18 protein-coding genes are annotated in these 13,116 nt (G+C 59.2%); 2 read left to right on the top strand and 16 right to left on the bottom strand.

Features of this window, described 5'->3' with window-relative positions; genetic code table 11:
* Positions 1-10 precede the first annotated feature (10 nt).
* The 16 genes from VF684_RS11065 to aopN form a co-directional block, all read right to left on the bottom strand.
* Positions 11-826, bottom strand: coding sequence for a helix-turn-helix transcriptional regulator (locus VF684_RS11065; protein ID WP_021229949.1), 816 nt, complete (start codon positions 824-826; stop codon positions 11-13).
* Positions 827-1,170: 344 nt separating this feature from the next.
* Complete coding sequence (locus tag VF684_RS11060; RefSeq protein WP_124928885.1) at positions 1,171-1,572, bottom strand: YscW family type III secretion system pilotin; 402 nt, start codon at positions 1,570-1,572, stop codon at positions 1,171-1,173.
* On the bottom strand, positions 1,569-1,802 hold the full coding sequence (locus tag VF684_RS11055) for a T3SS regulon translocated regulator ExsE family protein (RefSeq protein ID WP_005334547.1): 234 nt from the start codon (positions 1,800-1,802) through the stop codon (positions 1,569-1,571). Before VF684_RS11055 ends, VF684_RS11060 begins: the two co-directional genes overlap by 4 nt.
* A 2-nt stretch (positions 1,803-1,804) precedes the next feature.
* Positions 1,805-2,248, bottom strand: a complete 444-nt coding sequence (locus VF684_RS11050; RefSeq protein WP_139440113.1) for a type III secretion system chaperone — start codon at positions 2,246-2,248, stop codon at positions 1,805-1,807.
* Positions 2,249-2,382: 134 nt separating this feature from the next.
* Positions 2,383-3,279 (bottom strand): type III secretion system translocon subunit AopD, encoded by an 897-nt coding sequence (gene aopD / locus VF684_RS11045; protein ID WP_139440112.1) that lies wholly within the window; start codon positions 3,277-3,279, stop codon positions 2,383-2,385.
* A 12-nt stretch (positions 3,280-3,291) separates the two neighbouring features.
* Positions 3,292-4,464, bottom strand: a complete 1,173-nt coding sequence (gene aopB / locus VF684_RS11040) for a type III secretion system translocon subunit AopB (RefSeq protein ID WP_139440111.1) — start codon at positions 4,462-4,464, stop codon at positions 3,292-3,294.
* Complete coding sequence (acrH, locus tag VF684_RS11035) at positions 4,445-4,948, bottom strand: SycD/LcrH family type III secretion system chaperone AcrH (protein ID WP_139430270.1); 504 nt, start codon at positions 4,946-4,948, stop codon at positions 4,445-4,447. Before acrH ends, aopB begins: the two co-directional genes overlap by 20 nt.
* 9 nt (positions 4,949-4,957) lie before the next feature.
* Complete coding sequence (locus VF684_RS11030; protein ID WP_058058920.1) at positions 4,958-6,043, bottom strand: virulence-associated V antigen; 1,086 nt, start codon at positions 6,041-6,043, stop codon at positions 4,958-4,960.
* Between the two features lie 9 nt (positions 6,044-6,052).
* Positions 6,053-6,337, bottom strand: coding sequence for an LcrG family type III secretion system chaperone AcrG (gene acrG / locus VF684_RS11025; protein ID WP_005334559.1), 285 nt, complete (start codon positions 6,335-6,337; stop codon positions 6,053-6,055).
* 39 nt (positions 6,338-6,376) lie between these two features.
* On the bottom strand, positions 6,377-6,832 hold the full coding sequence (locus VF684_RS11020) for an LcrR family type III secretion system chaperone (RefSeq protein WP_139440110.1): 456 nt from the start codon (positions 6,830-6,832) through the stop codon (positions 6,377-6,379).
* On the bottom strand, positions 6,829-8,994 hold the full coding sequence (gene ascV / locus VF684_RS11015; RefSeq protein ID WP_272868880.1) for a SctV family type III secretion system export apparatus subunit AscV: 2,166 nt from the start codon (positions 8,992-8,994) through the stop codon (positions 6,829-6,831). Before ascV ends, VF684_RS11020 begins: the two co-directional genes overlap by 4 nt.
* A complete protein-coding gene (ascY, locus tag VF684_RS11010) occupies positions 8,927-9,277 on the bottom strand; it encodes a type III secretion system chaperone AscY (RefSeq protein WP_153227440.1) in 351 nt (116 codons plus the stop codon). The genes ascV and ascY overlap by 68 nt, the downstream gene beginning before the upstream one ends.
* Positions 9,274-9,639 carry a type III secretion system protein AscX gene (gene ascX, locus VF684_RS11005; RefSeq protein ID WP_440174222.1) on the bottom strand — a complete coding sequence of 122 codons (366 nt, stop codon included), beginning with the start codon at positions 9,637-9,639 and terminating at the stop codon, positions 9,274-9,276. The genes ascY and ascX overlap by 4 nt, the downstream gene beginning before the upstream one ends.
* Positions 9,636-10,007, bottom strand: coding sequence for a SycN family type III secretion system chaperone Acr2 (gene acr2, locus VF684_RS11000; protein ID WP_139440108.1), 372 nt, complete (start codon positions 10,005-10,007; stop codon positions 9,636-9,638). The genes ascX and acr2 overlap by 4 nt, the downstream gene beginning before the upstream one ends.
* Entirely contained in the window at positions 10,004-10,285 is a 282-nt protein-coding gene (gene acr1, locus VF684_RS10995; protein WP_125609384.1) for a type III secretion system gatekeeper subunit Acr1, read from the bottom strand. The genes acr2 and acr1 overlap by 4 nt, the downstream gene beginning before the upstream one ends.
* Positions 10,266-11,144 (bottom strand): SctW family type III secretion system gatekeeper subunit AopN, encoded by an 879-nt coding sequence (gene aopN, locus VF684_RS10990; protein ID WP_042054058.1) that lies wholly within the window; start codon positions 11,142-11,144, stop codon positions 10,266-10,268. The genes acr1 and aopN overlap by 20 nt, the downstream gene beginning before the upstream one ends.
* A 189-nt stretch (positions 11,145-11,333) precedes the next feature.
* Here aopN and ascN point away from each other — a divergent pair, with 189 nt between their 5' ends.
* Complete coding sequence (ascN, locus tag VF684_RS10985; RefSeq protein WP_005334580.1) at positions 11,334-12,656, top strand: SctN family type III secretion system ATPase AscN; 1,323 nt, start codon at positions 11,334-11,336, stop codon at positions 12,654-12,656.
* A complete protein-coding gene (gene ascO, locus VF684_RS10980; protein WP_376899979.1) occupies positions 12,653-13,114 on the top strand; it encodes a type III secretion system central stalk protein AscO in 462 nt (153 codons plus the stop codon). The genes ascN and ascO overlap by 4 nt, the downstream gene beginning before the upstream one ends.
* Positions 13,115-13,116: the final 2 nt, after the last annotated feature.

The following is a 13,116-nucleotide window of genomic DNA, read 5'->3' as shown; positions in this document are numbered from 1 at the left end:
TAGTCCGGCGTTAATCTGTGCCGTGTCGGGCACGGCTTGGCGTACAGCCAAAACGACGACGATAACTCTGGGTAAAATAGGATTGGCTGGAGAAACCGGCCTCCATCGCAATATCGACGATGCTCATTTCACTATTGAGTAATAACTGATGAGCGAAAAGGATCCGCCTTTCACTGATCCAGGCTCGTGGAGAAACACCATATATCGAGCCAAACAGCTCCTTGAAAGTGGTCAATCCCATACCGAACTCTTTGGCGAATTCGCTGAGCTTCCACTCCATCAGATAGTGCTTTTCCATAAACTGTTGCAACCGCTCGACCTGGCGATTGCTCAGCTGGCGCAAAATAGACATCAGTTGAGGCCCCTGTTCGCCAAACGCGAGCAGAAACAACAACTCTTCGGTGCGTAATTGGGCAAGTGCGGGGGGATGTTCATGTTCGGTCAACCCGCGCAGCCCCTGAATACATTGGGTCAGCAAGGGGGATGAGTGAAACGGCAACAGCGTGGGGGCCATCCCCTCCAGCCGGGGGACTTCACTCAATAGTGAACCAAAACGTTGCAAGAAGCCTTGCAAAAAGGAGTTTGACAGAGGTAGCCAAAGCAGGCAGCAGGGGCCGTCACCGGTACAGACCGCGTAGTTGCCACGGCGCACGAACAGAAGTTCGTTGGGGGATAATTCATAGGTATCGGTACAGTCCTGCCACTTCATCGATCCTTCCAGGAGAATATAAATTCCCTCTTGCGGATGTTCGATAACGTTAAAAGCAGACATGCACCACTGGAGCAGGGCCATATCGCCCTTCTCTGTGGTAGTAATGCCCTTCATGTTTTATTTTCCTGAATCTGCGTGTAGTACCAGTAACACCTCCGGAAGCGGGTCGCTCTCGGGTGCTTTATTATTGCTGTTATTTTTATTTATTATTTTGTAATCAAGTCATTCGCTGGTGAATTCAAAAATTAATCACCATTGAAATGAGGGGGGATCCTACAACAGTCACAAGCAGAAAAACCAGCCTAAAATTAGAGCTAACACACTATTTATCCAGTGCGACGACTCATACTTAATGGTGTGCTTACAGCAAAAGATACTTCGTTACAAAAAGAAACCTTCAATCTTAACTGACAAATTAATAAATGATTGATTTGAGGCTTTTTATTTAAACACAATCATTACTGACATTGTGGATAACAAGCTTTTGGCTGCAATTGAATAACCATTTTTTTGTCATTAAAAATCTTAAAAACTTTCTGCTGACTCATAGCCTGTACCGCGGTGCCATCCATAAATCGCAAGCGGGCACGCAGATAGATCTCCCCTTCCGCCAGTTGCAGAGGGGTCAAACGCAGATCAAACAGCAATGGCAGCATGGTCACCTCATAACGGGTGGCTGCCACTTGCAACGGACGCCCCCCGATCATGCTGAGCACAGCCACCTCCACTGTCGCCGGACGTGGCAAGGCTTGCGGGAAATGCACCTCGCCCTTGAGTTGCTGTTGCGATGGCTTCAGCTCCGGGGTGGTGACACAACCGGCCAGCATGGCCGACAACATCAGTGCCAGCAGACCTCTCATAACACTCGGATCCGCCGCTCACTCAGCGGTGTGTGCTCACCCTGCTGCAGTCGCTGCAGCGCCAGCTCCTGGACCTGATTGAGGGTAATGGAGCGTCGCAGCAGTGCCGATAGGGGAACCTGGCTCGCACTGGCTGACCGGGCACTCACGGTTCTGCCTGCAAATGCCCCTACCTTGCCCGCCTCTGCCCCATGCAGGGCCAGCGCACCTTGTGATTCCTGAATCTTCATGGTTATACCCGCACTCCCATCACCTGATCACTGCTGCCTGCCTCCCGAGTACCGGGTTGCAGCAACTCCTGCCAGAACTCGGCATGCTCCAGCATGCTGGCGAGACTCTCTTCAAGGTGCGCCAGGGTCAACCGGCTTGCCGCCATCTGGCGATAGAGTTGCACCGTCAGACTCTCTTCATCGAAGCCGAAGTGAAGATTGAACTGATACCAGTGACGATTGAAGCTGGCCAATTGACGGAAAATCCCCTCGCCCACCTGATGCAGCTCGGCCACGTCAGCCTGCAACACCAGCTGATCCCGCTCCGGCACCAGGATCAGGCTGAGTTGCAACTGCTCGTCAAAGCAGAGCGCCGCAACCCCCTCCTGATTCAGAGCCAGAGATGGCAAACCATATTTGGTGGCAAATTCAGCGAGCAGTCGATTGATGATGACAGTTACATCCATGATTTCCTCCAGCAGAGAGGAAGGCATGTTAGCCTGCCACCGCCATGCAGGCTGTCACTCAAGGGCGGCACTTTTAAGAAAAATGGCCGGAAAACAAAAAGGCGCCCCAGTGGGCGCCTTGATTGCCATGACGTTTATGCAACGCCGAATGCCGCTTTCCAGGCCTGATTCTGGCTCTGGGAATACTGCTGCATCAGTTGCAGCAGATCTTTCATAAAGTTGGCATTGAAGGACATATTGTCCTCGGCCTTCTGCTTCTCGGTCTGACTGATGGTCGCCTCGACCTCGTCTTCTTTCGCATTGGCCTGGCTGTCACCCTGCGCCACCTGCACCGCAGAGTTACTCATTTGCCCCACAGACTGGGTTACGCTGTTGAACACCTGACCACGCTGGGTATTGCGGTCAAATTTCTTGTCCAACAACTGCTTCGCGTTACTGTCTGCAACTTGATCCTGTTTCCAGACTTTGCCCACATCAGCACGGTCAACCTGTTGGCCCTGCTTGCTCAAGCTATCAACCTTGGCGTCAATCAAGGCATCGCGACCGGCAATCTTGCCATCAAGGGATTGTTGCTGCTTGATAGCCTTGGCGCCCTTGCCCAGGCTGATCCCACCCATAATGGCAGAGAACCCCGCCATCACGCCGGAGACCACCGCCATAGCGATCATCAGCTTGGCGCCGTGGCGCATCTCGTCAACCTGTGCATGCTGGCTACTGATGACCAGCTTGTTTTCGATGTCCCGAACCTGCAACCCCTCTTCACGAGCCTGGCGGGCCAGCTTGAACAGCAAGGACATCATATCCATCGCACTGTCCAGCTGCGCAACCATCTGGGTCACCCCTTTAGTATCAAAGGGGATGGATGGGCGTGGCAGAGTAGGAACGCTCTTGTTCTCTGACCCTTGCGGGCGAGTCGAAACGGCAGCCTCATGGGCCGTGGCCGCACTGCGAACCTGCTGCGCCTCACCGGCTTGCACCTCGGTCAGCGGGGCGGTACGGGTCACACCATTTGCATAATCACTGTTAATCATGGTCGGAACTCCTTAGATAGCGGCAGGTCTGCGGGCCAGGTTGTTCATCATGTCGCCCTTGGCATTGATCATCTGGAAGATCATCTCCATGGTCTGCTGGAACGCTTCGAGCATCTGGGCTATCGCCTCCTTGAGCTTGTCGATAACCCCTTGCAACTCGGTCATCTCGCTCTTGCTCAAGGCAAGATCAGCCTGAGCATCGAGCGACTCGGACTCTTTCGCCGACTGGACCGTTTTGGCCACGCCACTGCTCACATCAATGAGGATATCGGCACCCTGGATGGCCAGTTTGGCCACTTTCTGCACCTTGTCACTCACCTTCACCGCCTCAACGGTTGCTTTGGCACCAAATTTGGCGGCCACTTCACCCGCCTTGGCAGCGATTTTGGCGGTAACATCCGCGACCTTGCCACCAATCTTGGCGCCCAGTTTGGCAATCGCACCACCAATGGTCGCGCCGAAACTGACTGCGGCTGAAATCACTGCCAACGCAATCTCTATCCCCATCAGGGCTGGCCCCAGCTTCTCCATCACCTCCTTGGAGATAAGGCCATCAGCGGCGGCCTGCTGCACGGCCATATTGACCACACCAACGACGCCGGCCGCGATCATCAGGGCACCGGCGGCAGCACCAATCCCGGTTGCCACCATGATGGCACCGATCACCAGCGAGGCGATGGCACTGAGCCAGCCAAAAATCTTGCCAAAGATACCGGCCTTCTTGGCCTCCTGGGCACTCTCTTCTGCCTCTTTGATCTTCGCCTGGTTCTCGCCGATCTTCTTCTCGTTCAGCGTGCGAGCTTGCCGGATATCATCAAGCTTCAGCTTGGTCTGGGTCTTCTCCAGATCGCTGGTGAGCTTGCCCAGCTCAATCTCGAACGCTTCGGGCGAGGTAAAGGCTGCGGTCACCAACCCGGAGGTGTGCGGCAGAATCAAGCGGGTGTTCTCTTTCACCAAAGCCACCAACTTGCCAATTTCACCAAGTTGCTGCGCACTGACCTGGCTATTGCTTACCGCCAGTGGTGCGTTTAGCGAGACCCCTGACTTGCGGGCCTGACCGGTGACTTGCACCGTTGCGGCATCGAGCCGTGTTTCACTGCGAGGTTGGGTTACGGGCGCCAGGCCCGCAACATCACCAGTGTTTCCCAGCGGGGAAACCTGTCTTTCATTGCTGATCGGGTTCATCTTGCAGATCCCTTCTGATTGCGATGGCTTCCAACATGACCTTGGCGCTTGCCGCCAGGTCTGCCTGCCGGGGATCTGTGTCCGCCAGCAGTCGGGCCGAGTGGAAGCCACTCTCGGCCCCGTTCAAATCACCTTGTTGCAGCCGGCACTCGGCAGCATGAAACGGGAAACGGGGATCGTTCAGGTCGAGCATGGCGCCAAAGCTGTAGCTCTGAACCGCCGTTTCAAACTCCCCCATCGCCTGACGGCAGGCACCCAGCCCGAGGAAATAACGCGGCTCGTAGTGATCCAGCATGCAGAGGGCCTGGAAGATCTTGTGAGCATCCTCCCACTTGCCAGCCTGATACTGGCCAAAGGCCAGGGCATAGAGCTGCTCCAGGGTGTCCCCCGAGATATCCTGCAGCATGGCCAGGGTGCCACCGTCAGCCATAAAGGCTTCCAGCTCTGCTTCATATTCCGGGGTCAGGGTGGTGTCGGTCTGCATGATCTCTCCTCAAATTGCGCCAAGAATGTCGCGCATGATGCTGTCGTATTTCTGGATAAAGCGGTTGAGTGCCTCGATGGCGGCGTTGTAGCGCGAGCTGACGTCGTTGAGGCGGGTGGTCTTTTCACTGACCTGATCGTTGAGCGGGCGAGAACGGTCGCTCACACTGGTGGAGAAGTTGCCAAGCTTGTTGTTGTCCTTGTCATAGCTGTAGCTGGCTTCGATATTTTTCATCGCGCCGCTCTTCTTTTGATCACTTTCGAGGAACGTTTTAACTGTGATGACCTGCGTGGCTACGATCTTCTCAAAATTGGCTTTTTTACGCTCATAATCGGCCTTGGCCTCACCCAGCGTTTTGGGGTCGAGGCTGGCAGACGTTACTTTTTCCAGCTCATTTTTAGCGTTGGTGAAATCTTGCTGTGCTTTTTGCACCGCCCCATCGGTAAACATTTTTGACAACAGTTTGAACTCTGACCCATCCATAAATTCGGCCAGAGACTGATAGCCATAGAGCTTGTAATCCAGCAGATTGAAATTGGTGTTGAAGGTCTGGCTGGATGCCGCAGAGAGCACCTTGTTGATCTCGGACTGGATCACCCCGTAGATCTTCAGCTCAGCTGTCATCTCTGCCAGCTCGTCCCGCAACCCTTTACGCTGGTTGTCCTGAAACGCCATCACCCCGGTAAAAGTCGTGATGAGATCGTCATCGATGCGATCCATGGTCAGCGCACTGAGGGAGAGCAGCATAAATTCAGGGACGGTCCAGTGGGTGACTGGCGGGGTTTGTTTTTCTCCCCGCTCGATCATCCCCTTGATGGCGGCAATGGCCGCATCTTGCCCCCCACGGAACTGGCCCTGCGCCCAGACTCCGTTGATCGAGGCGGGATCCGTCAGATAGGCAGCCAGCAACTTCTCCAACTGCTCCTTGGTCAGTGGTGTCGGCAGATCAGTGCTGATGGTGATCTTGCCCTTGAGCAGCTCGACCAGTTCGGCCAACTTGGGGTTTTTATTGCCCGGCAATGCGTCCAGCGCTTGTCCATCAAGCCAACCGACGAATGCGCCAGGGTTGGTGTTGTAGTCAGGGATAGTGCTCATCACGACTCCTTAAATCATCAGTCCGCGCATCATGGTGGGACGGCGACTCTTGCGGCCCTCTCCCGGCTGTGCCGGCAGTAACGCCTGCCTGCGCTGGATCTCAGCCAGCAACTCCTGCTCGGCCACGGCCACTTGCTCGGTCGGCGCATCGAATAGCAGCTGACAGGTCTGATCCGAGAGAGCGAGGCCAGCCAGCATCTCTTGCAACAGAGCGTTGCGGTGATCGCTGTCGGCAATGGCCTGCTCTGCCTGCGAAATGGTCTCGCTATGGTCGGCAAAACGCGGTTGTTTCATCTTGGCTCCTATTCTATGAGGCCCTTTTGGACATGCCTGTCACGCAAGGCCGTGCTTTTGTCGTTTTCGCATATCTCGCAGGGAACACACCTGCTCGGCGGCCAGCATGAACCAGCCGGGCTCGGGTTCGCAGGCTCCCGTCCAGCGCAGGTAGAAGCGCCCGAGCCGCTCACCGCTCAGGCTACTGCCGCGAAAGACATCGACGTTGCCGTAGAGGAAATGGCCCGGACCGAGTACAGCCAGAGTGGCTTCGGCCAGCAGATAGAGGGCGGCAAAGGGATTGGCCAGTCCAGCCCACTCCCCCTCTCGGCGCACCAGCAGGATCCAGACCCGTCGGGTTGCAGGATCAAAGCGCCAGGCGAGATAAATTTGGCGATAGCAGAAAGCGTGGCCGAGCTGGATGGGGGTTGCCCCCAGATGGTGAGGTACCACCGCCACACCCCTGGCTTGCAGCCAGGGGATCAGGGGGTCAGAGGTTAACGGGTTCCCGCTCACAGGCAGACCCTCCCGAGGGGCTGGATATTGATCTGCTGGGTCAGCTCCTGATAGGAGAGCACCGGCAGGGCGTGATAATCCCCTTCAATGAGCTTGCGCACATAGCGGCGGATATCCATGGAGACAATCAGCACCGGCTTGTTCTGCATCTGGGCCAGATCACCGACGGTATGGCGCACCTGATCGAGGAAGCTCTGGGTAATGGTGGGATCGAGCGCCAAGTAACTGCCCGCACTGGTCTGGCGAATGCCGCCGCGGATCTGCTCCTCCACCTGCTGATCGAGCAGATAGGCAGGCAAGATGTTGTTGCCGTTGGCGTACTTGTAGCAGATGTAACGCTTGAGGCTGCTACGGATGTACTCGGTGAGCTGCACCACATCCTTCTCTTTCTGGCCCCACTCCACCATCGCCTCGAGGATGGCGCGCATGTTGCGGATGGAGATATCCTCCCCCACCAGCCGCTGCAAAATTTCGGTCATTCGCTGCAGCGGGATGATGCGTTGCGCCTCCTTGACCAGCTCGCCATAGCTCCCCTCCATCTGCTCCAGCAGGTAGCGGGTCTCCTGAATGCCGATAAAGTCCTCGGCATATTCCCGCAGCACATGGGATAGATGCCAGGTCACCACCTGATCGGTGGTGAGGGTGGCCAGCCGTGACTTCTCCAGCCGCTCCTGATGTTCATTAGCGACCCACAAAGTCGGTTGTCCCGGCAGTAACGGCGCCCCCTCTTCGTAGGGGATCCCCAGCAGATCGAGCTGGGAGGCGCTCTCCTGCACCAGCTGATGGCCCGGTCGCAGCAGACCGCGGGCGACCGGTACTTCCTGCAGCTGGATCAGGTATTCGCCGGGCCCCATCCCCTCGTTGAAACGCAGGTGAATACCCGGGAAAGGGACCCCGAGATCGAGATAGAGGGCGCGGCGCACCCGCACCAGTTCGTCGTTGAGGGCAATCGCCTCCAGCTCGGCCTGCAAAGCAGCATCCACATCGATCAGGAGCGGCACCGTCATGGCAAACTCCTCCTTCTCCCCCAGCTTGCCCCGCGGCTTGCTGCCCGGTTTTGGCTTGCTGCGGGCAGCCGGGGCCCCGGCCCCCTGCGCCAGCACGGCAGGAAGATCCTGGCTGTTGCTGCTCTGCGCCTTACGTTGTCGCAAGCCGATAAAGTAACCGCCCGCAGTGACGATGGCCGCCAGCGCAAAGAAGGTGATCATCGGGAAGCCCGGGATCAATCCAAACAGCACCAGCAGCAGACCGCCGATCAGCAGCGCCTTGGGCTGGGCCACCACCTGGGCACCGATATCGGTCCCCAGATCGGAGGACTCCTCGGAGGAGACCCGGGTCACGATGATCCCCGCAGTGATGGCGATCAGCAGTGCCGGCACCTGGGAGACCATGCCATCACCCACCGTCAGGATGGAGTAGAGCTGCAGCGCATCGGCGGCGGACAACCCCTTCTGGGTCACCCCGATGGTGACGCCACCTAGGATGTTGACGAAGATGATGATGAGGCCCGCGATGGCGTCCCCCTTCACAAACTTCATGGCGCCATCCATGGAGCCGAACATCTGGCTCTCCTTCTCGATGACCCCGCGGCGATCCCGCGCCTCGTGCACGTCGATCACCCCGGCGCGCATGTCACCGTCGATACTCATCTGCTTGCCCGGCATGGCATCGAGGGAGAAGCGGGCACTCACCTCGGCGACCCGCTCCGAGCCCTTGGTGATCACCAGAAACTGGACGATGGTGATGATGAGGAAGATGACGATCCCCACCACCAGATTGCCCCCCACCACGAAGTTGCCGAAGGTGTAGACGATCTGCCCCGCATCGGCCTGCAGCAGGATCATCCGGGTGGTACTCACCGACAAGGCAAGCCGGAACAGGGTGGTGATCAGCAGCACCGCCGGAAAGGCGGAGAACTGCAGCGGCGAATTGATATAAACCGCCATCATCAGCAGTACCACCGAGATGGTCATGTTGATGGCAATCAGGATATCGAGGGCCACCGGCGGCAGCGGCAGGACCATCATAAAGACGATGGCCAGCAGCAGGATCGCCAGCATGATGTCCTTGCGCTCGCCTATCCGGCGCAGCAACTCAAGGGAGCGTTGATTCATTCTGCTCTTCCAGTTCGAGGTATTGTTGATAGGCAAAACGGGCTTCATCCAGCCGCCCTGCCAACTGGCAGGCCCGGCTGCGGCAGAGCCAGAGCGGGCCGTCGGCCTCCCCTTGCAGCATCAGCTGATCGACATGGGCCAGCGCCGCCTCCCCCTCCCCCTGTTTGAGCAGGGCCACCAGCAGGGTCCGTCGCCCTCCCTGATGGTCGGGGTGGATCTGCAGCAGGGCGGCCAGCAGGACACACGCCTTGTCAGGGTGGCCATATTGCAGTTGCAACCAGCCGGTGAGCAGCAGCGCATCCTGCTGCTGTGACGTAAGCACCATGGTCATACCTTGTGCAGCAGATGAAGGGTCATCTGCATCAGTTGTTCATCGGCGTGCATCTGTTCGAGCAGCGCAGCGGCCGCTCGCAACTCGGGGCTCTGCCCTTCTGCCAGCACACTGCGCAGCCCCTGCATCGCCGGATTGAAATCAACAGGCCGCAGCAAGTCGTGAAAGCCGCGATCCGGGGTGGCGAAATCGAGCAGCGCCCGATCCGCCAGCCGCTCGGGGTAGAGGCGGCTGATATGGGGTTCTATGGACTGGCCATCGGGCAACAGGGCATAACGCCCCGGCAGGCTGCGCTCCTGATCGTCAAGAGAGATGGCGCTAAGCTGCTCGATCCCGATATGCGCGGCAGTGATCCGGCTCATGACGCCAGCACCTCTCGCTGCAGCCGGGTCAGGGTGGTCACTGCCTGATGGAGCTGGGGCTGAGTCACGGCCCGCTCATCCAGGGTGACGAAGAGGATAAGCTGATCCTCCCCCAACCAGCCGCTGCGCACCGGCAGTGCCGGCCCTTGCACAGCGGCAGTCAAGGTCATGGCGCGGCGGATCGCCTCGCCACTCTGATGCCATGGCACGGCGCGGGCCAACCAGAGGGTCAGTTGCCCCTGATGGCGCTCCAGTTGCAGAGTGCCGCTCTGCTCCAGTTCAAGCTGGATCAGCGAATGAGGGTTATCCCCTATGGTGATGCCCAGATCCTGGCAAAACTGCACCAGCAGGGGTTCAATCCAGTTCATGACGACTCTCCAGACAACTCATCCTCTTCCCGCTCGATGGCGTTATCGAGCGCCCCCTGACAGCACTGCAACAGGTTCTGGCGCTGCTCCTCCTCACTGAACAGCTCCACCGGCAGCAGGCGGATCAGCCGCTTGAGCTCTTGATAGAGCAGCACCTGCTGGCGACACTCTGACAGCTCAAGAGCCACACCGACCTGCTCCACATCCCGCACGCTGGCCCAGCGTTTCTCCACCAGGGCGATCAGATCGCCCATCAGATCAGAAGGCCCGTATGCCATGGGCCGAGCCCTCCTTCACCCGTTGCCACAGCTCGTCCACTTGCGCCGAGAGAGTGTTGAGCAGCCGCAGCTTGTGCATGTCGCTCATCACCCGCTCCAGCTTGACCGGATCGAGCCAACGCTGCTGGCTGTCGAGATCGGCGCTCAGGGCCTTCATCATGAAACCGGTCACCTTCTCCAGCGCACCGTTGCCAAAGCGGCTGTGAATATCGCGCCAGGCGGCAGAAAGGGCACGGTAGTCCTGCACCGCATCGCGATAGAGATCCCGTAGATCCTGCTCGGCTCCCACGCCCGCTTTGGCCGCTTCGGCCGCGGGGCCGGTAATGCGCGCCCCCAGCACGATGGCACTGCCCTGCTCGTCCGCCAGCTTGGCCAGCGCCTGCTCCACCAGCGCCAGGGTGCCCTGCATCTCCGGTCGTCCGGCGAGGGCCTTGCGCGCCTGACAGAGCGCCTCGAACTGCTCGCTCACCTCCCCCGAATAGCTCTCGAGGTAGGCCAGCAGCTGGGAGAGGTTGGCCAGCCGACCGCTGCCGAGGTGGCTCACCATCTCCTTGATCTTCTGCTGGCGCTCCAGCTCCGGCACCTTGTCGAGGTAGTCCCCCACCAGCGCCTCTATCTCGCTGATGCGGGCGTGGCTGTCACTCAGCTTGCGCTTGGCGAGCGAAAGCTCAGCGCGCTCGGAAAAGACAAAGGTGAGCTCTTCGGCGGCATCGGCCAGCGACTGGGCGGCACTGGCCAGCACGACCCGCTCCCCCTGAAATTGCCCACCCTGCAGGGGAGCCTGACGGGATGCGACCTCTGCTCCGCGCAGCTCGGGCTGGGCGGCAGGGGCATAGGGGTTGCTCTGGATAATGGCCATGGAAACTCCCGTGACGAATGGATTGACGAGGATGGCATTATAAAAATCGCCCTCGCCTCCCTATGCCAAAATCGGCCGTGAATTTTTAGCCCGCCCACAACGGTTTTCTAAAAAGTCCCGACTCGCGCTGAAATCCCCGTAGCCCCCCATCCCCTATAGTGGCCACCAGTTTCAATGGCGCAGATTGTTATGACCCTCTCCCTCGACCACATTCCCGGCCAGCTTCGTCATGCCATCGACGAGTGCCGCCTGATCCAGATCCGTGGCCGGGTCACCCAGGTGACTGGCACCCTGCTCAAGGCGGTCGTCCCCGGGGTGCGGATCGGCGAGCTCTGCCATCTGCGCAACCCTGACAACACTCTCTCCCTGCAGGCAGAGGTGATCGGCTTTGCCCAGCATCAGGCCCTGCTCACCCCCCTTGGCGAAATGTTTGGCATCTCCTCCAACACCGAGGTGAGCCCGACCGGCGCCATGCATCAGGTCGGGGTCGGCGAGCATCTGCTCGGTCAGGTGCTCGATGGCCTCGGCAACCCCTTTGGCGGTGGCCATCTGCCGGAGCCCGAGGCCTGGTACCCGGTCTATCGGGATGCGCCCGCTCCCATGAGCCGCAAGCGCATCGCCGAGCCCATTTCGCTCGGTATTCGCGCCATCGACGGCCTGCTCACCTGCGGTGAGGGGCAACGGATGGGGATCTTTGCGGCCGCCGGTGGTGGCAAGAGCACCCTGCTGGCGTCGCTTATTCGCAGCGCCGAGGTAGATGTCACCGTGCTGGCGCTGATCGGTGAGCGAGGCCGTGAGGTACGCGAATTTATCGAAGCAGACCTGGGTGAAGAGGGACTCAAGAAGGCTGTGCTGGTGGTGGCCACCTCGGATCGTCCCGCCATGGAGCGGGCCAAGGCGGGCTTTGTCGCCACCTCCATCGCCGAGTATTTCCGAGATCAAGGCAAGCGGGTACTGCTGCTGATGGACTCCGTCACCCGCTTTGCCCGTGCCCAGCGGGAGATTGGTCTGGCCGCTGGCGAGCCACCAACCCGACGGGGCTATCCGCCGTCGGTGTTTGCCGCCCTGCCCCGCTTGATGGAGCGGGCCGGTCAGTCAGACAAGGGCTCCATCACTGCCCTCTATACCGTGCTGGTAGAGGGGGATGACATGACAGAGCCGGTCGCCGACGAGACCCGATCCATCCTCGATGGCCACATCATACTGTCGCGCAAACTGGCGGCGGCCAACCACTACCCGGCCATCGACGTGCTGCGCTCCGCCAGCCGGGTGATGAACCAGATCATCGAGCCCGAGCATCAGGCTCAGGCCGGTCGACTGCGCAGCTGGCTGGCGAAATATGAAGAGGTGGAGCTGTTGCTGCAGATAGGCGAATACCAGAAAGGGCAGGACAAGGTGGCCGACGAGGCGATCGCCCGCATCGAGACTATTCGCCAGTGGCTCAGGCAAGGCACTCATGAACCCAGCTCACTGCCGGAAGCCCTCTCGACTCTGGAGGCGCTGACCCGATGATTGGCCGCCTGCAACGAATAAAAGACCTGCGGCTGGATCGGGCCGAGCAGCAGCTCACCGCCCAGCAGGCTCGGGTGCAACTCGCCGGCGTCCGCCAGCGCGAAGCGGAGCAGGAGAGTCTCGACTATCGCCAGTGGCGCCTTGCCGAAGAAGAGCGGCTATTTGCCATCTGTCAGGCGGAGCAACTCGATCGCAAGGGGCTCAAGGCGTGGCAACAGCAAGTGGCGCTGCTGCGGGAGAAAGAGGCCCAGCTTGAACAAACTGCCGCCGAGCAGGCCGAGCGGGTCGCCGAAGAGCGCATCCGCTTGCAGGAGCGCCAGCAGGCGGTACACCGGGCCCGCCAGCAGCAACAGAAATTTGCCGAACTACACCGTCAGGAGCAGGCCTCACAGCAAGCCCTGCGTGACTACAACGAAGAGCAGGAACAGGAAGAGTTCCGCCAGCAGATCAGGATGTAACG

Source organism: Aeromonas sp. Lyrl_2 (assembly GCF_051948815.1).
Classification (GTDB): domain Bacteria; phylum Pseudomonadota; class Gammaproteobacteria; order Enterobacterales; family Aeromonadaceae; genus Aeromonas; species Aeromonas veronii.
The sequence above is the reverse complement of the archived record's forward strand: the minus strand, read 5'-3'. Positions and strand labels throughout refer to the sequence as shown.

Coding starts and splice junctions, on each gene's coding strand:
- VF684_RS11065 (WP_021229949.1), bottom strand. CDS start 826: ATGAAGGGCATTACTACCACAGAGAAGGGCGATATGGCCCTGCTCCAG.
- VF684_RS11060 (WP_124928885.1), bottom strand. CDS start 1,572: ATGAGAGGTCTGCTGGCACTGATGTTGTCGGCCATGCTGGCCGGTTGT.
- VF684_RS11055 (WP_005334547.1), bottom strand. CDS start 1,802: ATGAAGATTCAGGAATCACAAGGTGCGCTGGCCCTGCATGGGGCAGAG.
- VF684_RS11050 (WP_139440113.1), bottom strand. CDS start 2,248: ATGGATGTAACTGTCATCATCAATCGACTGCTCGCTGAATTTGCCACC.
- aopD (WP_139440112.1), bottom strand. CDS start 3,279: ATGATTAACAGTGATTATGCAAATGGTGTGACCCGTACCGCCCCGCTG.
- aopB (WP_139440111.1), bottom strand. CDS start 4,464: ATGAACCCGATCAGCAATGAAAGACAGGTTTCCCCGCTGGGAAACACT.
- acrH (WP_139430270.1), bottom strand. CDS start 4,948: ATGCAGACCGACACCACCCTGACCCCGGAATATGAAGCAGAGCTGGAA.
- VF684_RS11030 (WP_058058920.1), bottom strand. CDS start 6,043: ATGAGCACTATCCCTGACTACAACACCAACCCTGGCGCATTCGTCGGT.
- acrG (WP_005334559.1), bottom strand. CDS start 6,337: ATGAAACAACCGCGTTTTGCCGACCATAGCGAGACCATTTCGCAGGCA.
- ascV (WP_272868880.1), bottom strand. CDS start 8,994: ATGAAGCCCGTTTTGCCTATCAACAATACCTCGAACTGGAAGAGCAGA.
- ascY (WP_153227440.1), bottom strand. CDS start 9,277: ATGACCATGGTGCTTACGTCACAGCAGCAGGATGCGCTGCTGCTCACC.
- ascX (WP_440174222.1), bottom strand. CDS start 9,639: ATGAGCCGGATCACTGCCGCGCATATCGGGATCGAGCAGCTTAGCGCC.
- acr2 (WP_139440108.1), bottom strand. CDS start 10,007: ATGAACTGGATTGAACCCCTGCTGGTGCAGTTTTGCCAGGATCTGGGC.
- acr1 (WP_125609384.1), bottom strand. CDS start 10,285: ATGGCATACGGGCCTTCTGATCTGATGGGCGATCTGATCGCCCTGGTG.
- aopN (WP_042054058.1), bottom strand. CDS start 11,144: ATGGCCATTATCCAGAGCAACCCCTATGCCCCTGCCGCCCAGCCCGAG.
- ascN (WP_005334580.1), top strand. CDS start 11,334: ATGACCCTCTCCCTCGACCACATTCCCGGCCAGCTTCGTCATGCCATC.
- ascO (WP_376899979.1), top strand. CDS start 12,653: ATGATTGGCCGCCTGCAACGAATAAAAGACCTGCGGCTGGATCGGGCC.